We start from the raw sequence: 20269 nt of genomic DNA, 5'->3' as shown, positions 1-20269 counted from the left end.
TAATTTCACTCGGGTGGTACTGGAATGAAACTAAGTATCTTGAAGAAAGCAAAAAAGACAATAAATCCTTAGAGTAGGTAGAATATAGAGAGAACTAGGACAGTGAACTTAAGTTGTGCGAAAAGTTATATGCGGGAGTGATGAGACTTGAACTCACGACCTCATGCGTGACAGGCATGCGCTCTAACCAACTGAGCTACACCCCCCATTGCTTTTATTATCTTAACTTTAAAACTAATGGATGTGCTCTCTTTTGTCAATATTTTTTGTTTGCATTTTGTTGCCTTTTATATTACTATGTAAATAATTTAATTTCACACATGGCTTATACAAGTAGTCCTATTTAAGGTAATGCCATGGAGGGTAAACTATTTGGAGGAATTAATATGGTAAACTTGCCTGAGGTCACTATACGTGATTTAGCTGGATCTGGTGTGCATTTTGGTCATAAGATTAGCCGATGGAATGCAAAAATGGCTCCATACATATATGGGGTACATCAAGAGAATCGCATACATATAATTGATTTGCGAAAGACATTACCGCTGCTGCAGGTAGCAATGAAAGCTTTATGTGACGTTGCATCTCAAGGTGGTCGTATTTTGTTTGTTGGCACGAAATTCCAGGCTATGGATATTGTTGCAAGTGAGGCAGTTCGTTGTGGTCAATATTACGTAAATTATCGATGGCTCGGTGGTATGCTCACTAACTGGGGAACTGTTTCTTCTTCGATAAAAACTCTAATCCAATATGAGAAAGTTCTGAGTGATGAAAATAGCGCTTTAACGAAGAAAGAATTAGGAAATATTGAAAAGAAAAGGCAAAACCTTGATAAGGTACTAGGTGGCATTAGAGAAATGGGAGCAGTTCCGGATATTTTATTCGTCATTGATACTAATAAAGAGCACATTGCAGTTAAAGAAGCTAAAAAGCTGGGAATTCCAATAGTTGCAGTACTTGATACTAACTCTGACCCAGATGATATTACTTACCCTATACCAGGGAATGATGACTCAAGAAAATCAATAGAGCTTTATTGCAGGTTAGCTGCTGACTTTATATTAGCTGGAGTAGAATCTAGTTTGGCAAAATCTGGAGTTAAGGTTGGTGATATAAAGGGCGATGAATTTATTCAAGAAAAAGGAGATGGCATTGTGCAAACCAAAAGGGGGCATAATAGGGTTCATAAAGAAGACGAAAAGGAGGTAGTAACGAATGAAGATGAATCTAGATAGTGTAAGAGAACTACGTGATAGGACAGGACTTGGTTTGAGTGATTGTAAGAAAGCGTTAGAAGAGTGTAATGGTGATATTAAAAAAGCCATTGACAAGTTACGCACGATAGGGCTTGCTAAAGCTGATAAAAAGGTTGACAGGGTAACTTCAGATGGGCTAATTGCTATGCATTTGAATGAAAATTGTGGTATATTGGTTGAGCTCAATTGTGAAACTGACTTTGTTGCAAGAAATGAAAGATTTATAGAATTAATCTCAAATTTAGTATCAGTTGCTTATCGAGAACGCTGTACTAGTATTGATGAATTAAAAAATGCTAAGTATGAAGATGTTGGTACAGTGCAGGAAGCTATTATGAATGGTACATCGGTCCTTGGTGAAAAATTAGAGCTAAGCAAGCTTTGTTGCCTAGAAGCTAAAGATGGAGTTGTTGCTGGCTATGTGCATGGTGATATGTGTAACTTAGGTAAAATTGGAGCTTTAGTTGCGTTGCAATCATCAGGTGATAAGTCAAAGTTACAGGAGATCGGTAAGCAAATAGCAATGCACATAGTTGCTATGAAGCCTGAAGCTCTCTCTATAGATGACTTAGATCAAGCAAAACTAAGCAATGAACGTTCTATAATTGAAGAACAGGTAAAAAGCTTAAATAAACCCGAAGAAGTCACAAGAAAAATAGTAGATGGCCGAATGACCAAGTATTATGAAGAAGTTGTTTTACTGGAGCAGAAATTTATCAGAGATGATAAGATGAAAGTTTCTGATTTCATAAAGTTAAGTGAGTCGAGTGTAAATTCTCCTATTAAATTGTCTGATTATAAGTTACTTATTTTGGGTAATTAAAAATTAAGTAGTTAGAAATGACTGCCGCAGCAGATGAAGAAAGTAAAGTAAAATACTCCAGAGTGTTGTTTAAAATCTCTGGTGAAGCCCTGATGGGGTCACGACCTTGTGGTCATGATATGGAAACTATAGATCAACTATGCAAAGGCATAGCAGATGTTCACAAGCTCGGGGTTCAGGTATGTATTGTTGTTGGTGGTGGTAACATCTTTCGTGGTGCATCTGCATCTTTAAGTGGCTGTGAAAGGGCGGGCAGTGATTATATTGGCATGCTTGCAACTATAATCAATGCTTTAATTTTGCAAAACTTTTTAGAAAAAAATTTAGTAGACTCTAGGGTGCTTTCCGCAATACCTATGGCCACTGTATGCGAGCCTTATATAAGGAGGAAAGCTATTCGTCATTTAGAAAAAGGTAGAGTGGTAATCTTTGCAGCGGGTACGGGTAATCCATTTTTTACTACAGATACAGCAGCAGCTCTACGTGCTGTTGAAACGAATTGTGATGTTATTCTGAAAGGTACACAAGTAAATGGTGTATATTCCGCTGATCCGGAAAAAAATGAAGATGCTGTAATGTATGATAGGCTCTCTTATATGGATCTGTTAACGCGTGATTTAAAAGTTATGGATGCGTCAGCCGTCTCTCTTGCACGTGAGAACTCTATTCCGATCATAGTTTTTTCTTTGAAAGGGGAAAAAATAGTCAATATTATTAAGGGTCTCGGTACTTATACTATAGTTTCAGATTGTAAATGATAGGTAATTTATGTTGAATGAAGTAAAAACTAAAACGAAAGAAAGGATGCTAAAAACTATTCAGTCCTTTCATAATGATATTAAAGGTATACGTACCGGTAGAGCCAGTGCGTCATTACTCGACGGCATAGTTGTAAACATCTATGGTGGACATCAAAAGTTAAATCAGGTTGCAGGTGTTTCAGTCACGGACAATAAAACCTTATCAATCAAGGTTTGGGACATTAGTGTTGTAGGTGAAGTAAAAAATGCTATACTGAATGCTAATCTAAATTTAAATCCTGCTGTCGAGGGTAACACTATACGTATCACTCTTCCAGATCTAACACAGGAAACCCGTGAAAGATTAGTGAAATTGTTGCACCAGTTCGCTGAAAATGCGCGGGTCGCTGTTAGAAATATACGCAGAGATATTATGGAAGAGATAGAGAAAATGCAGGAAAACAAAGAAATCTCAGAAGATGATTTTCATAGTGCTAAAAAGGAGATACAAAGCATTACTGATGATAATATCAAAAAGATTGATAGCGAGTTATCTATTAAAGAGAAAGATATACTGAATCACTAAGTTGATATGGAAGAAGCCTTCAATAGTAAAAAAGAACGAATTACATGCAAAGATATCATCCGAGTAGCTGACACGCAACTGTACGAACATTTACCCGTGGAGGCAGTGTGTTAGCCGTTTTTGCCTCAGAAACAAAGGTGTCATCCCAGCGCTTGACACTAGGATTCAGCTTTTCATACAATCTCGTCAAGGACGTTTGTTTTAGCATAAGACAGTTATTTTTATGCTTATCAGCTCAGCGTGCTTACTTGCAACCACATTTCTGGATTCCAGTGTCGGAGCACTGGAATGACACCTTCCTGGTAGTACAATGTTCGTATAGCTGTGTATCAGTTACTTTTATGGCATCGGGTGAACTCTAAATGTTAAATTTTGAGTCTCTTCCAAAACATTTAGCAATTATAATGGATGGTAATGGTAGGTGGGCAAGCAAGCAAGGAAAGATAAAGATCGATGGGTATAGAAAGGGTAGTGAAGTTGCATATGACATTGCTAGGTATTGCATAACTTTAACCATACCATATTTAACTTTGTATGCATTTTCCATGGAGAATTGGCTTAGACCTAGAGAAGAAACCGATCATCTATTTGATTTATTTTACTCTGTTCTCACTGATGAAGACAAAGTTAATTTTATTTGCAACTATAATATTAAATTGAACTTTATTGGAAATTTAAGTTTATTGCCCCAAAAAGTACTTGATCAAATAAAAAAAGCAGAAGAGATGACGCACAAGAATGATGGCTTATTGCTTACTGTAGCAGTCAGCTATGGAGCAAAACAAGAAATTGTACATGCTATAAGTAGCATTTTAAAAGAAAATATTGATTGTGTGTCGGAAGACGAATTTGAAAAATTTCTATATACTAAAGATTTGCCAAAATTGGATTTATTGATTCGTACTGGTGGTGAAAAAAGGTTGAGTAACTTTTTATTATGGCAGGCAGCTTATGCCGAATTGTATTTTTGTGATACTTTGTGGCCTGATTTCTCTTGCCAAGACTTGAGTAGAGCATTAGAAGATTATATAAAAAGAGAGAAAAAGTATGGTAGATAATAATTTTATAATTAGAGTACTGTCTTCAATAGTAATATTGCTTATATTCTCTCTTGCTACATATTTCAGTGATTTGTCATTTTACCTATTAATTTTTTCGATAGCAGTTCTATCTTCCTTTGAATGGTACAACCTAACTCAGGGGAACAGAATCTTATATGTTTTTGCGTTGTTATTGATTGCGCTACCGAATGCTTCATTGATATACCTATATAATCTACCACAGGGAAAGTACACATTAGTATGGCTCATCTTAACCATTTGGAGTATCGATATTACTGCTTACCTGTTCGGCAAGAGTTTTGGCGGAGCTAGAATTTGCCCAATTATTAGTCCTGGCAAAACCTGGTCAGGACTTTTTGGTGCAATTTTAGCTGGAACAGTATGTACGATTTTTGGATCGGTATTTTTAGGCCTATTTCCAATTTTTTATTCTCCGATAATTGGCTTTGCAATTGCTGTTCTAGCGCAACTTGGCGATTTTACTGAATCACTCATCAAGAGAGTTTATAATGTTAAAGATAGTGGAGGTATAATACCTGGCCATGGAGGAATACTCGACCGTATGGACAGCTTCATTTTTACTGCTCCCCTTATTGCTATTTATATAAGTTAACTAACTTATTATAAAGTATCATTAAAGCTCATCCTTAGACATTACTTCCTCTTTAACTGCTTCTACAGTACAGTCATGGATAAACGTCTTTTCACAATAGGGACAGGCTATTTCCTCTTCTTCCCCCATGTCTAAGTATATTAGTGGGTGACCAGAACCATCATTGCCTCCATCCCCATGACAACAAACTTTTCTTTTATTAACCCTCACTTCTTGCATGTTGCTCCTTTAGTTCATAAATTTTATGTATTAAATATACATGTTTAGGAATAGAAAATAAACATTATTCTTCATTTCTTACCATGTTCATATTTAGGCTAATCAATTCTTTCTGAACGCCCTCTGGCGCGAATTTGCTCACATCTTCTCCTAATCTTGCTATTTCTTTCACGAAGCTTGATGAGATAAATTGAGTGTCTTCAGAGGCAGGAAGAAATATGGTCTCAATTTCAGGAAGAAGTTTATAATTTACCCAACTCATTTGAAACTCATAATCAAAATCTGACACTGCTCTGAGTCCTCTAATAATAACAGAAGCATTTTGCTCTTTGGCAAATTTCATCAACAATCCATTAAAAGACACAACATCTGCACCGATTCCTAATCTTGTAATTTCGTTTTTGGCCATGCTTGTGCGTAGCTTTGCATCAAAAGTAGTACACTTATTAGTATTTTCTGCAACGCCAATTATTAGCTTATCAACTAGCTTACATGCTCTCTTTATTATGTCAATATGTCCAAAGGTTATAGGGTCAAATGTGCCAGGATAAATACCTATTCTATTATTAATGCTCACTATTTATTTTTATATAAATTACTTTAAAAACTTTTGATAGACATGATAACATTTTTTATCTAAAAATGGAAGCATATGGTTGGCCTGATAGCTCAGTTGGTAGAGCAAAGGACTGAAAATCCTTGTGTCGCTGGTTCGATTCCTGCTCAGGCCACTTCTATTTCTTAATAAATTTACTCTTCTATTGTAAAATATTCTACTATATGTTATGATATTAATATTTAGTGAGGTAAATTATGTTATATAAATGCTATAGTAAAATATTTAATATCTTATTAAGTGCAGTACTGTTGTTTAGTAGTATTACTTATGCAGGCACTAGTGAAAATTTGCGTTCAATAAATAGTGACGTAGTTGTTGGTTTATTGAAAACAGAAGAAGAAACATATCCACATGAGGTTGGCTTATCTCAAAATATCTATGAGATGTTTAATAATTGGGGAGTCAAAACTGTACTCATTGATTATAATAAGATAATTAGCCTTAAAAAAATTCAGGAAGAGTCACTTAATCTTGCAAAACAAGACGAAATATTGGCAAGAAAGTTGACATTAGACAGAATAAAAGTTGAAGTTGCAAGGTTTATCAAAGAGCACAAAATAAATAGAATATTCATTCCAGGGAATTACTATAATTTACACTCAGAACCTTTTCCTCCTACTCCTTGTCGTCAGCTTGTTACTGAAGCAATTGTGAAAATAGTGGATGATAATCCTGCAATTCATTTACTTGGCATATGCGGCGGTTTACAAGGCATCATGAATGCAAAAGGAATTGAAGTAGTGAGTGTAGCGAATCTCGTAAGCGATGAAGAGAAACAAAGATCCCATTTAAAATCAGCACCTAATCCACAGCAAGAGGGTATACCTCTCCAGCAGATAAAGATAGTTCCAAGCAGTCGTTTAGCAGAAGTGGTGGCTAAATTTTTACCACCTGATGAAAATGGGTGGTTTTCAACATGCTTTCCAGATGCTCATTCAGGAGCAGTAAGTAATATGCCAGAAAACAGAAAGAAATTGGAGTTGCTTGGATACAAAGTTGCAGCATTTTCCAATGATGGGGTAATAGAGGCCATTGAAGATAGGCACGGTAATATTTACTTTCAAAGTCATCCAGAAGCGCTTGCTGTAAAATCGGATAAAAATCTCTATTTATCCAATCACAAAGCACGTCAGATTTCAACGTTGGTTGCTATAGCTATTATAAATGATTTTCTCTATCGTACTTAGCGGATGTTTTTTGTATAACCAAAGAAAAAGGCAATCACGTCATACCGCTTCGGTACAGGGCTAACAAGGAAGCTGCAATCTGACACTAGGATCCGGCTTTCCTATAAATAGTACATTAAAAATTACTAGATTCCAGCGTCACGCACTGGAATGACACCGTCAGAAAGTGAACCAACGTCACGCGCTGGAATGACACCCTTCGATGAACATAAGAAATCTCTTATTTTCGATTCTATATAAAAATGAAAATAAGGCTTATCTATTTGCGTGGATGAACATATAGAGACCTCTTATTTTCGATTTTGCGTAAAAATGAAAATAAGGCTGGATTCCAGCGTCACGCGCTGGAATGACACCCTTCGATGAACATAAGAAATCTCTTATTTTCAATTCTGTATAAAAATGAAAATAAGGCTTACCTTATTTGCATGGATAAATATAAGAGACCCCTTATTTTCGATTTTGCGTAAAAGTGAAAAAAAGAATGGATCCCAGTGTCGAGCACTGGGATGACAAGAAGACATATGGGAATGACATTCACAACCCTGTCATTAAAGTAGCTGACACTGGAATCTAGGAAAGTTTGCTTGCTAAACTAATTTTGTAATAACAAAAGTTGGTATCAGTTGTACGAGCCTCTATAAATCATACAATTCATATGTTATAACTCCGGAATGGCGTGAACAGCTATGTTGCCGTATTCTGCCAGATAAAACTCACTATCTGCATCCGTTACCTGATATTTTTCATCAATTTTAGCAGGAGTAGGAGTATAAGAGCGACATTTCGTTTCTTCATGGTAATTGCAATGCATAAACTCACCATTTTGATTGAAATAGCCAAATTCATCGATTAATGTAGCCATTTTTTTGCCTTTTCCATTACGCGTTAATTCAAACACAGCAGCTTCATATTTATCTGAACCTTGTTCAGCAAGCTCTCCTGCAATCAAGAATAATGGCCGATGGCTAATTAACTCACTAAGATTTGGATTATATTCTTTTTTCGCATGACTTAAACTTATGAATTTATACTCATCTGGAACTCTTGAATACTCTGGGTCATATTTTTTATACTCAAAAAACTCATTACCCATTGTATTACAAAAGGTTAATTTATAGTTGTCATTACCAAAACCGCTGCCCAACCTCACAACTTTTAAGTAATGGAACTCTTCAGGAATAACCACTTTCTCTTGTGTGGCATAATTATGCATAACTAATTGATCATCAAGCATGTAGTAACCTATCTTTGGCAGAGTAGCTATAACCTTATCGTCCAAAATAACCTTTGCCTCATAGATACCTTGCGATAATTCTTTTCCTTCTTGCAAGGTAAACTTTGGCTTTAAGCTATCTACTATTTTTGATACATCAACACCTCCATCATTTTTCAAATTACCCGCTACAGACTTTTGTAGATTTTCATTATTTGCAAGATCCATTGCTAATGCAGGTTCACCATCTTTTTTTATATCCAAAATGGCTTGACTTAACTCATTTGCTTTTTTAGTTATTAATTCTTGAGCTATAGAATTAACATCTGGGCTAATCCCATCTTCACCTTTTGCCTTTCCTGGATTTGCTCTTAGCTCTTCTGCTACTCCTTCTTGTAAATTTCTATTACTAGCTATAGAAGCTTGAAATTCGCTGTTATTTGCAAGATCCGTTTCTAATGCAGGCTTTTCAGCACCACCAACTGTTTTTTTTACATTTAAAATTGCTTGACCCAATTGATCTGCTTTGGTAGTAACTAATTTTTCAATGATTTCATCACTAAGAAACCTGTTAACAATATCTTCGACTGCCATTCTTGCTTTATTTTCATCAACTATATAACTCCCATCTCTCTGTCTTGTTTGAAATTTAGCAAGCTCAAGTAAATACTCAGCCAGCTTTTCTCTATTGACTTTTTCTTCTACTAACTGATTAGCGTCGTCAGGTTGATTATAACGACTACGTAAAAGAAGGTACTTTGCTAATCCCCAGTCACTCGCTTTCTTGTGTACAAGTTCATCAGCATCATTTTGATTTATTTCACTTCTGTTAACAAGCAACTCAGCAAGTTTTCCTTCAAATACCGAGTATTTCTTAAAGGCTTCAGGGTCTGGATTATTTGCTTGCATAGCCTTGCTCGTTATCGTATCTATAGTCGATTGTAAAATGTCTTTTAAGTCACCTTTAGTAAGTTTGTTAGCTATCTCTGCAGCAAGATTTTCTACATTCACATCTACAAAGTTCTGAAGCCCCACTTTACTAGCAACCTGAGTAGCAAGATTTTGACCACTACTATCAGTTGCATCAAGTACCGTTTGCCCTAATTCTTCTTTTTTTTCAGTAATTAATTCGTTTGCAATTTTTTTTATAGTACTTTCTTTATTAACCCAACACTTTAGTTGCTTTGTATCTATTAAACTTACGTCGTAATCGTCAATCTCCAATTCAGGTAAAACTTCCTTTATGTTTGAATTTTTAAGCAGTGCCAGTTCTAAAGAGTCTTTAAGATAGTTGAGGGCTGGTACAACATTTCCTCGTTGATCAGATAAATAGATCGAAAGCTTATTGTCTTCATCTTTTTCAATAACTAATCTGTGATTGGAAGGATCAAATTCATATCTTCCTTGAATATCATCTTTGAGAGCAAATATATCAATTATATTAGTATTACTCTTATTCTTCAAACAAACTGGAAGACTTGCTTGCATTAATCGACAAACTGTTTGTTCATTATGCTTAATATAAATATTCCCACTTTCACCTGATAAATTAAGATTTTTACCGTAGTATCCCCTCAAATTATCGTTATTGGCACCATACAATGATGACCTAGGTAAAATAATCCACTCATTATTATTGAGAGACAGGGCAATTCTATATTCACATTGGTTATCAAGTATTACTTTTACTTTAACTTCTTCAGGATCGATAGAATCAGATAGGTAAGCTTCTTCATCTGAGCTATCTTTTATCCGGTGTACAAAAAGTCGAAACTTTACTGTATCTTCCCCATCCGGTTGAAAGATATTATAAGCCCCAAAGTAGCAACCATGAAATTTTATTTCTTTACCATTGTCTTCAGTTACGAGCTTTACCTTGTTTACTCCTTTATACTCATTACTTTGACCACTAAACTGTAATTCTTCGCCACATTCAAATTTGAAGATGTACTTACTATTTCCTATGACTAAGACACAAAGATACTTGGAGTTCTAGCACACAGTACTTAAAAAAGAGCTAAACTGCTTTGCTAATCAAGAAGCTTGCTCTCTCGACAAAGAAAGAATTTTTTTCACATCACCCTCTAAGTTTACCCCCATACCATAATGAATATTGATTTTGTAGTCGTCGTAATTAAAACTCCAAAGAGGTCCTTGAACATCCAAGTTTCCTATTATATTAGAGTTTTTGTCTAGTATTTCCCCTTTTACTTTATACCATATTGCTCCTTTTGTTTCCCATTCTCCTTGATCAACAGAATACTCTGTAATATTGAATCTATCGCTAAGGCTAAGCATTTTCTGCTTCCAATTAAAAGACTGGTTAACTTCTAAGTCTATCTCTATGTCATATGTGATATCGATCTTTCTATCATCGTAACTTAAATAACAAAGATGGCCTTGTATATCTAAATTTCCCACTACATTAAAATTTTCATCTAGTATTTCTCCCTTCATTTTATAACGATTACCATCATTTAGTGCTTCTCCAATCTTTTTATAATCAAAAGAACACTCTGTAACCTTGACATACCCGTCGCCAAAGTGAAATATTTCTTGCTCTAGAAAAGAACACCCTTTAATGCTGATACATCCATCACCAAAAGGGAAAACTGCTCCTTCCCATTCTGGATCAGACAAATATTGATCTATGCTGATAAAATCTATTTCATTCATAATACACCTCACTAAAAAATTAAATTATAGTTTACATGACATGTAAAGTCAAGTTATTTAACTATTTAATAATTTTTGTCTAAGAACTAAAGAACGCTAATTTCACCTTGTGAGAGCAGCACAATAGTTATCAGTTGATTCTTGTAGTTTGAAAAAAAGTATCTCTGGGGCTATACAAGTTTAAAAATTAATATCTCTAGAGCTAGTCAGTAACCACCCTATTTCTGCCACTATTTTTTGCTTGATATAAATATCTATCAGCACGCACTATGAATTTTTTGATATTCTCAAGATCTGATTTTTGCATTTCTGCAACTCCAATGCTCACAGTTACATTATGGGTTATGTTCCTATCCGAGAGTGTGAAAGGTTCTATAGCAATAATTTCGCGTATCCTCTCTGCAACAGTGTACGCATCTGATATATTTGTATCTGGCATTACAATAACGAATTCCTCACCACCAAACCTAGCCAATAAATCCGTCACTCTGATATTTTCAGAAATTCTCTTCTGTATTTGCTTTAAAAGTTCATCCCCAGCACTATGTCCAAAATCGTCATTTACTACCTTAAAATAGTCTATGTCAAGTATCATAAGGGATAGTCTTCTATCCTTTTCTACAGAGTCCTTAACAATGTTTCTTAAGTGTGCATCAAAATATCTTCTGTTATAACAGTTAGTTAGTGGATCTTTTATAGACATCTCCACATTATTAAATAAATTCATTCTCAAAGCATCTTGATACCTTTTGCGTTTCACTTGTAAATTAACCCTTGCTATTAACTCACTCTCATCCAAAGGCACTGTTAAGTAATCGTTAGCACCTACATCCAGTGCTTTTACTAAATTGTTTTTGTCATAATCTTCAGAAAGGATCAGAATTGGTGTATAACGTGTTTCTACTTTACTACGAAATTCAGAACACAAACGTAGGCCATCGGTTTTTGAGAATTGCATGTCAGAAATAATCAGATCGTAATTATTCTCAATACCAACCTTCAACGCCTCCATCGGATCATTCAGTATTTTAATTGACTTAAAGCGCTGCTTTAGTACATTATATATCTGCTCTGCTTGAAAGATGTCCTCATCAATAACAAGTATGTTAGCACCAAAAATCTGATTAGAATAATCCATGATACTGCTTCCTGCTACCCCACCAATCTCAGCATTAGTTTCTCCTCTCAAACGCAACTCATCTATTACCATTTTTAAGCGCGTAAGAGACTTAATTCTCGCAGACAAAGCAGTTTCATCTATTGGTTTAGTTAGGAAGTCATCTGCACCAGCATTGATGCCCTGTACTCTATCGTGGGTGTCATGCAATGCAGTTACCATAATTATTGGAATATGGGTTGTCAAGGGATCACTTTTTAGGTTCTTACAAACCTCAAAGCCATTTATTTTGGGCATCATAATATCAAGCAATATGATATCGGGCTGTTGCTTTGCCACTAAATCTATGGCTTCTTGACCATCATGAGCTACAACAACTGTATAGTACTCTGCTTTTAGTCGAGCTTCTAAAAGCTTAACATTCGATAGCACATCATCTACTACTAGAATCCTTGCTGTCATTGCTTTCAGATGTATTATTTATATTGTAACTAGGATAAAACTTACCATCTTTCCCAACTATATAATTTACCTTTTCAGTGTTATACTCCTTGTATAAATCTTCAATTCCAGCGTCTTTCAATAATTTCCTAGTTTTTAACTTTACAATCATTAAATACCTATATATATTTCGAATAAGATCAATAAATACAGGTACCTTATTTTTATCAAGCACAACGATACTCACTAGAACCACAACTAAAATCTCCGAAAGACCTATACTAAACATTTTTTCCTATGAAGAGAGCACTTTAATTCTTCTAATTATAAATATTAATTTGCTTAAATCAAGCTTAGAAGCAACCATGTCATCTAAGAAGCTATTATAACGTTCTACACAATCCTTATCATTAAAAGCCCAAGTTTGAACCTTATCTTCACGGTTATCAGTGGATTTTATGACTTTGACAGTTAGCTTATAATGATAACTGCTTAAATCATCCAATAAATCATTAATTAAGCTGCGATCCCAATAGGAAGAATGACCTTTCATTTTGATAGCAATTGTTCTGATTAGATCGAATCTTAGTAGAGATTTTAATTCGAAGTATATTTTACCAGCGTCAAGAATAGGCAAAGATGTTTGTTCAGCAATGGACACAACGTCCAGTGCATAGGCTAAAATACACAGGTTAGCAACTTCTTTTGCTAGATCTTTATTCACATTAAGCTCGACCAAAGAAGTGGATCGATGGTAGTAGACTTTTAATAGGTGTTCATCTAAGACATCAGTTAAGTTCTGGCCCAAAGTCTCAATTGCATCCTTAAACCTGGTCACATCATCCAAATCTACAAAGCTAAGTTTGCCCAGATTTTTTACTAGCCAAAATGATACCCTACCAATGAACTTTTGTACACTTCTCACTACCTGCAAGTACGCATTAACATCTATCTTTCCATCCAGTTCATCAATTTTCTGCCACAGGCTATTTAAATTATATAGGTGGTTAACAGCAATATACACATTGACTGCTTCGTATACTTTAATTCCGGTGTTTTCAACCAGATTATTAATAAATATACACCCCATCCTATTCACTACATCATTTGCAATACAAGTAGAGACAATTTCTCTGCGAAGTTGATGTTTCAATATGAAATTCTTGAACTCTGTTACCATCTTTTGCGGAAAGTAATTTAGTAAATAATCATGGCACAAGGAATCTTTTTCAGGTAAGTCAGAGTGTATAATTTCATTTTTTATTGCTGTCCTAGTATAGGACATTAGAACAGCAAGCTGAGGAGAACTAAAGCCTTCTACTCCAGTCAACATTCTCGCTATTTCCTCGTCAGTTGGAAGAAACTCTCCACTTCGATTTAGCAATCCAGATTTCTCTAAACTGAGTAATAATCTATGGTGCTGTTCCAACCTTTCTTTAGCTTGCAGACACTCAAGTAGTAATGCTTTTGTTTCAATCCTGTTATGGTCTTCAAGCACCTTAGATGCAACCTCATCTACCATGCTAGCCAGTATTACATTCCTTTTCTCTAAGGAAATTCCCCCCTCTTTCATGATTGAAACAAATGCAATTTTGATGTTAACTTCAAGGTCGGAACATATTACTCCTGCTGAATTATCAACAAAATCTGCATTAATATATCCGCCCTTCTCTGCATACTCTATTCTTCCGAGCTGCGTACAACCAAGATTGCCTCCCTCGACAAACACAGAAGCTCTAATATCTTCGCCATTTACTCTCAATTCATTGTTTGCTTTGTCACCGACCATACCATGACTTTCATTTTTCGCTTTAACGAATGTGCCAATTCCTCCGTTCCATATAAAATCTACTTTTGCTTTCAACAGACACCTGATCAAGTCATTAGGAGATAACACATCTTCGGTTATATCAAAGCATTTTTTCATTTCTTGAGAAATATTGATTTGCTTGCTGCTACGCTCAAACACCCCTCCACCTGGCGAAATTAAATCTTTATCATAATCCATCCAGGTTGAAAATGGTAATTCAAAAAGGCGCTTACGCTCTGTAAAACTCCTCTCTGCATCAGGATTTGGATCGATAAAAATATGTATATGGTTAAACGCCCCAATTAGACGTATATTTCTCGAAAGCAGCATACCGTTTCCAAACAGGTCACCTGCCATATCCCCAATCCCAACTACAGTTACATCTTGGTAAATATCCTTATTCATTCGCCAAAAATGCCTTTGTGCTGCAATCCATGCACCTCTTGCTGTAATACCTATCTTTTTGTGGTCATAACCTGCCGATCCACCAGATGCAAATGCATCGCCAAGCCAAAAATTATACTCAGAGGCTACTTGATTAGCATAATCAGAAAATGAAGCAGTACCTTTATCTGCTGCAACTACTAAATACGGATCGTCTTCGTCATATCTAATTACATTCTGCGGTGGAACTATTTTACCATCAACTACATTATCAGTAATATCAAGCATTCCTCTGATAAAGTCCTTATAGCACTCAACACCTTTTTCTCTTAAAATATTTTTATCTCTATAAACTTTCTTTATTACGAATCCACCCTTTGCGCCAACGGGAACAATAACTGCATTTTTCGTCATCTGAGCTTTCATGAGACCCAAAACTTCAGTGCGGTAGTCTTCCGTCCTATCTGACCATCTTAAACCACCACGCGCTAGTTTTCCTCCTCTTAAATGTATTCCTTCAAAAAGGTTTGAATAAACATATAATTCACGATATGGACGCGGATCAGGCAAACCATTTATCTTACTTGAATCAAATTTTGTAGATAAGTAAGGTTTATCATCTTGATAATAACTGGTCCTTAAAATGGCCATTATTAAATTAAACATTGAACGTAAAACGTAATCATGTGAAACATTGCTAACTTCCTTTAGGAGTTCCTCAATTTTTTCTCTAAAGATGTCAGTGGTCTCTCCTCTATCGATATCTATATGGGGATTAAACCTCACATGAAACAGCTTTATCAAATACTTTACTATTTTGGGATAATCTGAGGTTACTTTTTGTATATATTCTGGGTTGTAGTTAAATGACGTTTGCTTTAGATAAGCACTTAGCGCTCTAATCAAAAGCACTTCTCTCCACTCGAGCCCAGCAATAATGATTAAACTGTTGAAATAATCATTTTTAATTTCTCTACCGAATACTTTCGTAAGCGTTATCTCAAATTGTTCCTTAAGAGTAATATTGTTTATTAATTCATCTACTCTTGATAATACAAAATGGTGTATCCATATTCCGCCGTTAATTTCTATATAATAACCATTATGAGATAGGATCTTTGCTCCCAAATTTTTAATAATTTTCAATATTTTCGATAATTCAAGTCCCCCATTGCTTGGAGTGTAAACTTTTAATTGATAATTAAGATTGTCACGAGTAAGCCTTAAATCAACCTCGCTAACCCTTTTCTTCCTCACTATCTCCAATTTTTTCATATCATAATATGCATCGTAAGGGTCAAAACTCTCTTGATAGCTTATTGGAAATGCCTTGCAATAGCGGATAAATACATCTTCAACAGTACTGAAAGTGTTATATAGATTGTCTATAAAACGATCTTCCCACTTTTCTGTAATGTTCCTTAATTTGTTTTCGATACGCAAAACTTCATCATCGAAAACATCGGTACTTTTAGTCTTTAGCACCACATGTAACTTCATCAAATTATATTCATTAATAATGTGATTGTTATAAATATCTGAACTTTCTGCATCTGTTTCATCTTTCAGTATATCACGTATCTTGAACATTAGCCTAGCACTAGCGTAACGCATCGGTATCAGTACTATGCAACTAACAAAATCTCCTACTTTTCTTAAAAATAATTTGACTCTTGGCCTGATCGCAAGAGACATAATCGAAGTACAAATCTTAAACAACTCGTCTTCATTTGATTGGAATAATTCATCACAAGAAAATGCTTGTAGAATAGAAACTAAAGCTTTATTGTTGTGGCCACCAGGCACAAATCCTGCTCTTTTCTCTATTATTTTAACTTTATCCTTTATTAACGGAATAGTGCGAATATCCTGTACTTCTGCTACAGAAGTGAATAATCCAAAAAAACGTCTTTCTTTTATTAATTCTCCTTGATTATCAAACTCATTTATTCCTATACAATTCATATATGTACGGCGGTGAACTATTGAGACCAGATCTGACCTCAATATGTACAAATGATCAAGGTCCTCACAAGGAATCAATACGTTTTGATACTCTTCACTTGCTCTTATCAAACCAAGATTTTCCTCACCGCTTGGAACAAGCTTTCCATTTTTATCAGGAGTGCATTCTTGATAACCTAAAAATACGAAGTTATTATTCTTTAACCAAGCTAGAAAATCTTTTTGCTCTTGATTTCGGTCTGGTGTCGTTCCAGTACTTGACACTGGAATCCACGTGTCCTTTTCCTGGATTCCAGTGTCAAGTACTGGGATGACAGAAAGACTTGCTTCATCAAGCTTCTTGAGCATTAATGGCCAGTCTTTCACAACGCAATTAACCGCTTTTAGTGTTTTTCGTAAAGATTCTTCTAGTGTATCAACAAAATTATCACTTATGCCTTTAATAATTAAATATATTACTGACTCCTTGACACAACTATCCTCTTTTAAACAACCAATCTCATCAATCAGACCATTTTTTCTCTTAACATTAATTACACTATTGCTATAATAGCATACAGTTAAACCGTGTGATTTAATAGTTGCAATAACAGAGTCAACCAGAAAAGGCATGTCGTCATTCGTTATCTTAATTATAGTAAAACTGCCTTCTATCCCTGGTATGTTGTGCACATTGTTTATTTTTAATTTACTTTCTTTTTTTTCCTTTTTGAGAATGAAGTTGTATGCATCTTCTGCAATGTACAGAAGGAATTTATCATTGACCTTTAAATCACTGTTATAAATAAAATTATAAAAGTATTTTATAAACTCTTTAATTTTTTCCTTTTCTTTCTGATCTTCTCGATTAACTAACTTAAATAAAGACTCAGTGTCAACATTATAATCTACACACATTTTTTTTACGCAAACACACAGTGAATTTAAACCTTTTTAACTAAGATTTCATTATTAAGAGTGTACACTATTAGCTCATCGCCTTCTGTGACTTCTCCCGATAACACTAATTTAGCTAGATTATTTTGAATACATTCTTGTATTACCCTTTTCAGGGGTCTTGCTCCATATTCAGAATCATAGCCAGCTTGTGCTATCAGCTCTTTAGCCTCTTGTGATAAACTTATCCTTAGTTTACGCTTAGCAAGCGTTTTTTGTAAATAAGAAAATTGAACATCTACAATTTTATAGATATCGTCCTTGGTTAAATTGTGGAATATAATAATTTCATCCAGTCTATTTAAAAATTCTGGACGAAATGCTGATTTAACTATTTGCATCACTTCGCTTTTTACAGAGTCTATAGTTCCTTTAAGCATTATCTCAGCACCAAGGTTAGAAGTTAAAATTAATATGGTATTGCGGAAATCAATTAATTTACCGTGGCTATCAGTAAGTCTGCCTTCATCCAAAATCTGCAGTAACAGATTGAATATATCTGGATTTGCTTTTTCTATCTCATCAAATAAAATTACCTGATAGGGTCTTCTTCTTACTGCCTCAGTCAACCTGCCGCCTTGCTCATAGCCAACATACCCAGGAGGAGCACCAATTAGCTTTGAAACAGAGTGTTTTTCCATGTACTCTGACATATCAAAGCGCAGAAGTGCTGATTGATCGTCGAACAGGAATTCAGCAAGAGCTTTTACAAGTTCGGTTTTTCCAACTCCAGTTGGTCCCAAGAATAAAAATGAACCGAAAGGTCGATTAGCATCTTGCACACCAGAGCGAGAGCGCCTAACTGCATTACTTACTGCCTCTATTGCATTCTTCTGCCCTATTACTCTTTTTCCTATTTCATTTTCCATGTTAAGAAGTTTTTCTCTTTCGCTGTGCATCATACTATCAACTGGAATTCCCGTCCACTTTGAAACAATATTTGCAATGTCGTTCTCAGTAACTTCTTTCTTTAGAAAACTGTCAGTAACTTTCTCCTGGTTTTTCAACTCATTTTCAAGTTGAGGAATCACACCATACATCAATTCCCCTGCTTTTCCTAAATCTCCATTGCGTTGAGCAAGTTCCAGATCTTTTCTAGCACTATCTAATTTCTCAGCTGTCTCTTGTATTCTAGCTATTTTGTTTTTCTCCATCTGCCACTTGCTGTTTAAGTCAGCAAATTTACTATTGAGGCTTTCAATTTCCTCATTTATCTTTTGTAAACGTTGCTTGGAGTTTTCATCACGTTCTTTTTTTAGAGCCTCTGACTCAATTTTCAGCTGTATAATTTTTCTCTCAAGCTCGTCAATGACTTCAGGTTTGCTATCCATTTCAATCCTTACCCTGCTTGCCGCTTCATCAATCAAGTCAATTGCTTTATCAGGTAAAAACCTATCTGTTATATACCTATTCGATAACGTTGCAGCAGCAATTATTGCACCATCTGTAATTCTTATACCATGATGCACTTCATACCTCTCCTTTAAACCCCTGAGTATCGAAATAGTATCAGTTTCAGTTGGTTGAGAGATAAACACAGGCTGAAACCGTCTTGCGAGTGCAGGATCTTCTTCTATGTGTTCTCGATACTCATCTAACGTTGTCGCTCCTATACAGCGAATTTCTCCACGCGCAAGAGCAGGCTTTAGCAAATTTGAAGCATCCATTGCACCGCTTGTTGCTCCTGCTCCAACTAAAGTATGAAGTTCATCTATAAACAAGATAACTTTCCCCTCTGCCTTTGAAAGCTCGTTAATAACCGCTTTTAGCCTTTCTTCAAACTCCCCTCTAAATTTCGTTCCAGCAATTAAGCCACCTAAATCCAAAGCTAAAACTTTTGCATCGTGCAAACCAAGCGGCACATCATTTGCAACGATTCTGTTTGCTAGCCCTTCAACTATTGCAGTTTTTCCAACACCCGGCTCACCTATCAGTACTGGATTGTTCTTTGTTCGCCTTAGTGATACCTGCATAGTTCTCCTGATCTCTTCATCACGACCAATTACAGGATCAAGCTTCCCTTGCATAGCAAGCTCTGTAATATCTTTTGTATATTTCTTAGCAGCATTTAAATTTTCCTCGCTATTTGGTGAGTCTGCGTTTCTACCTTTTCTCATTTCTGCAATAACCGAGTTCAATTTTTGCGGTGTGACACCATTTTCCACCAGAATTTTGCCCACAGTCACATCTTTTTGTGCAGCCAGGCCCTGTAGTAAACGTTCAAAAGTGACAAATGTATCTTTATTTCTTTTGGCAATACCAATTGAATCCTCAAAGATTTTTGCTACTTCTCTTGAAAGCTGGAGGCCACCACTTCCTGGACCTTCAACTACTGGAAATTTCTTTATCTCACCATCCACAGCATCGGAAATATTTTGTACATCTCCTCCACAAGCACATATCAAATCCTGAACTAAACCTGATTCATCTTCGAGCATTACTTTGAGTAAATGCTCAGGCGTAAAAATCTGATGCCCAGCTCCCAATGCTCTCATTTGAGCACTCTGAACTAGGCTTTTCGCTTTTTCGGTAAATTTATTTAAGTCCATGATATAAGTTTAACTCGTATTTATTGGTATATATAGCAACTACTTTCTCAATTTAAAACCTAAAATTTATC

The 20269-nt window shown here is 35.4% G+C and carries 16 protein-coding genes and 2 tRNA genes; 8 read left to right on the top strand and 10 right to left on the bottom strand.

The window, feature by feature from the left end:
- Window positions 1-132: 132 nt before the first annotated feature.
- Window positions 133-206, bottom strand: a tRNA-Asp gene (locus HF196_RS04210).
- A 180-nt stretch (window positions 207-386) separates the two neighbouring features.
- On the opposite strand from HF196_RS04210, the gene rpsB reads away from it, so the two are divergent.
- The 6 genes from rpsB to HF196_RS04180 all read left to right on the top strand — a co-directional run bounded on the left by rpsB (window position 387) and on the right by HF196_RS04180 (window position 5079).
- Entirely contained in the window at window positions 387-1235 is an 849-nt protein-coding gene (gene rpsB / locus HF196_RS04205; RefSeq protein WP_168456292.1) for a 30S ribosomal protein S2, read from the top strand.
- Window positions 1216-2079: a translation elongation factor Ts gene (gene tsf, locus HF196_RS04200; protein ID WP_168455952.1), complete on the top strand. Its 864-nt coding sequence runs from the start codon at window positions 1216-1218 to the stop codon at window positions 2077-2079. Before rpsB ends, tsf begins: the two co-directional genes overlap by 20 nt.
- Before the next feature lie 17 nt (window positions 2080-2096).
- Window positions 2097-2837 carry a UMP kinase gene (gene pyrH, locus HF196_RS04195; protein ID WP_168455951.1) on the top strand — a complete coding sequence of 247 codons (741 nt, stop codon included), beginning with the start codon at window positions 2097-2099 and terminating at the stop codon, window positions 2835-2837.
- 10 nt (window positions 2838-2847) lie between these two features.
- Window positions 2848-3405 carry a ribosome recycling factor gene (gene frr / locus HF196_RS04190; RefSeq protein ID WP_168455950.1) on the top strand — a complete coding sequence of 186 codons (558 nt, stop codon included), beginning with the start codon at window positions 2848-2850 and terminating at the stop codon, window positions 3403-3405.
- A gap of 362 nt (window positions 3406-3767) precedes the next feature.
- Window positions 3768-4463, top strand: coding sequence for a polyprenyl diphosphate synthase (gene uppS / locus HF196_RS04185; protein ID WP_168455949.1), 696 nt, complete (start codon window positions 3768-3770; stop codon window positions 4461-4463).
- Window positions 4453-5079 carry a phosphatidate cytidylyltransferase gene (locus HF196_RS04180; RefSeq protein WP_168455948.1) on the top strand — a complete coding sequence of 209 codons (627 nt, stop codon included), beginning with the start codon at window positions 4453-4455 and terminating at the stop codon, window positions 5077-5079. The genes uppS and HF196_RS04180 overlap by 11 nt, the downstream gene beginning before the upstream one ends.
- 21 nt (window positions 5080-5100) lie before the next feature.
- On the opposite strand, the gene HF196_RS04175 is transcribed toward HF196_RS04180, so the two are convergent.
- Complete coding sequence (locus tag HF196_RS04175; RefSeq protein ID WP_168455947.1) at window positions 5101-5298, bottom strand: zinc-finger domain-containing protein; 198 nt, start codon at window positions 5296-5298, stop codon at window positions 5101-5103.
- Window positions 5299-5362: 64 nt separating this feature from the next.
- On the bottom strand, window positions 5363-5875 hold the full coding sequence (coaD, locus tag HF196_RS04170; protein ID WP_168455946.1) for a pantetheine-phosphate adenylyltransferase: 513 nt from the start codon (window positions 5873-5875) through the stop codon (window positions 5363-5365).
- 81 nt (window positions 5876-5956) lie between these two features.
- On the opposite strand from coaD, the gene HF196_RS04165 reads away from it, so the two are divergent.
- Window positions 5957-6029 (top strand) — tRNA-Phe (locus HF196_RS04165).
- Window positions 6030-6111: 82 nt separating this feature from the next.
- Window positions 6112-7104 carry a gamma-glutamyl-gamma-aminobutyrate hydrolase family protein gene (locus tag HF196_RS04160; RefSeq protein ID WP_168455945.1) on the top strand — a complete coding sequence of 331 codons (993 nt, stop codon included), beginning with the start codon at window positions 6112-6114 and terminating at the stop codon, window positions 7102-7104.
- Window positions 7105-7359: 255 nt separating this feature from the next.
- Here HF196_RS04160 and HF196_RS06025 read toward each other — a convergent pair whose 3' ends face one another.
- The 7 genes from HF196_RS06025 to clpB form a co-directional block, all read right to left on the bottom strand.
- Entirely contained in the window at window positions 7360-7494 is a 135-nt protein-coding gene (locus tag HF196_RS06025; RefSeq protein ID WP_256359371.1) for a hypothetical protein, read from the bottom strand.
- 271 nt (window positions 7495-7765) lie between these two features.
- A complete protein-coding gene (locus HF196_RS04155; protein ID WP_168455944.1) occupies window positions 7766-9898 on the bottom strand; it encodes a hypothetical protein in 2133 nt (710 codons plus the stop codon).
- A 456-nt stretch (window positions 9899-10354) separates the two neighbouring features.
- Window positions 10355-10996, bottom strand: coding sequence for a hypothetical protein (locus HF196_RS04150; RefSeq protein ID WP_168455943.1), 642 nt, complete (start codon window positions 10994-10996; stop codon window positions 10355-10357).
- A 202-nt stretch (window positions 10997-11198) separates the two neighbouring features.
- Window positions 11199-12575, bottom strand: a complete 1377-nt coding sequence (locus tag HF196_RS04145) for a PleD family two-component system response regulator (protein WP_168455942.1) — start codon at window positions 12573-12575, stop codon at window positions 11199-11201.
- On the bottom strand, window positions 12547-12843 hold the full coding sequence (gene tatB / locus HF196_RS04140; RefSeq protein ID WP_168455941.1) for a Sec-independent protein translocase subunit TatB: 297 nt from the start codon (window positions 12841-12843) through the stop codon (window positions 12547-12549). The genes HF196_RS04145 and tatB overlap by 29 nt, the downstream gene beginning before the upstream one ends.
- Window positions 12844-12849: 6 nt before the next feature.
- On the bottom strand, window positions 12850-17610 hold the full coding sequence (locus HF196_RS04135; protein ID WP_168455940.1) for an NAD-glutamate dehydrogenase: 4761 nt from the start codon (window positions 17608-17610) through the stop codon (window positions 12850-12852).
- A 26-nt stretch (window positions 17611-17636) separates the two neighbouring features.
- On the bottom strand, window positions 17637-20198 hold the full coding sequence (clpB, locus tag HF196_RS04130) for an ATP-dependent chaperone ClpB (RefSeq protein WP_168455939.1): 2562 nt from the start codon (window positions 20196-20198) through the stop codon (window positions 17637-17639).
- Between the last annotated feature and the right edge of the window lie 71 nt (window positions 20199-20269).

The sequence above is a fragment of the Wolbachia endosymbiont of Ctenocephalides felis wCfeJ genome (assembly GCF_012277315.1).
Classification (GTDB): Bacteria; Pseudomonadota; Alphaproteobacteria; order Rickettsiales; family Anaplasmataceae; genus Wolbachia.
This window is presented reverse-complemented; position numbering and strand designations above follow the sequence as displayed.

Coding starts and splice junctions, on each gene's coding strand:
- rpsB (WP_168456292.1), top strand. CDS start 387: ATGGTAAACTTGCCTGAGGTCACTATACGTGATTTAGCTGGATCTGGT.
- tsf (WP_168455952.1), top strand. CDS start 1,216: ATGAAGATGAATCTAGATAGTGTAAGAGAACTACGTGATAGGACAGGA.
- pyrH (WP_168455951.1), top strand. CDS start 2,097: ATGACTGCCGCAGCAGATGAAGAAAGTAAAGTAAAATACTCCAGAGTG.
- frr (WP_168455950.1), top strand. CDS start 2,848: ATGTTGAATGAAGTAAAAACTAAAACGAAAGAAAGGATGCTAAAAACT.
- uppS (WP_168455949.1), top strand. CDS start 3,768: ATGTTAAATTTTGAGTCTCTTCCAAAACATTTAGCAATTATAATGGAT.
- HF196_RS04180 (WP_168455948.1), top strand. CDS start 4,453: ATGGTAGATAATAATTTTATAATTAGAGTACTGTCTTCAATAGTAATA.
- HF196_RS04175 (WP_168455947.1), bottom strand. CDS start 5,298: ATGCAAGAAGTGAGGGTTAATAAAAGAAAAGTTTGTTGTCATGGGGAT.
- HF196_RS04160 (WP_168455945.1), top strand. CDS start 6,112: ATGTTATATAAATGCTATAGTAAAATATTTAATATCTTATTAAGTGCA.
- HF196_RS04150 (WP_168455943.1), bottom strand. CDS start 10,996: ATGAATGAAATAGATTTTATCAGCATAGATCAATATTTGTCTGATCCA.
- HF196_RS04145 (WP_168455942.1), bottom strand. CDS start 12,575: ATGACAGCAAGGATTCTAGTAGTAGATGATGTGCTATCGAATGTTAAG.
- tatB (WP_168455941.1), bottom strand. CDS start 12,843: ATGTTTAGTATAGGTCTTTCGGAGATTTTAGTTGTGGTTCTAGTGAGT.
- HF196_RS04135 (WP_168455940.1), bottom strand. CDS start 17,610: ATGTGTGTAGATTATAATGTTGACACTGAGTCTTTATTTAAGTTAGTT.
- clpB (WP_168455939.1), bottom strand. CDS start 20,198: ATGGACTTAAATAAATTTACCGAAAAAGCGAAAAGCCTAGTTCAGAGT.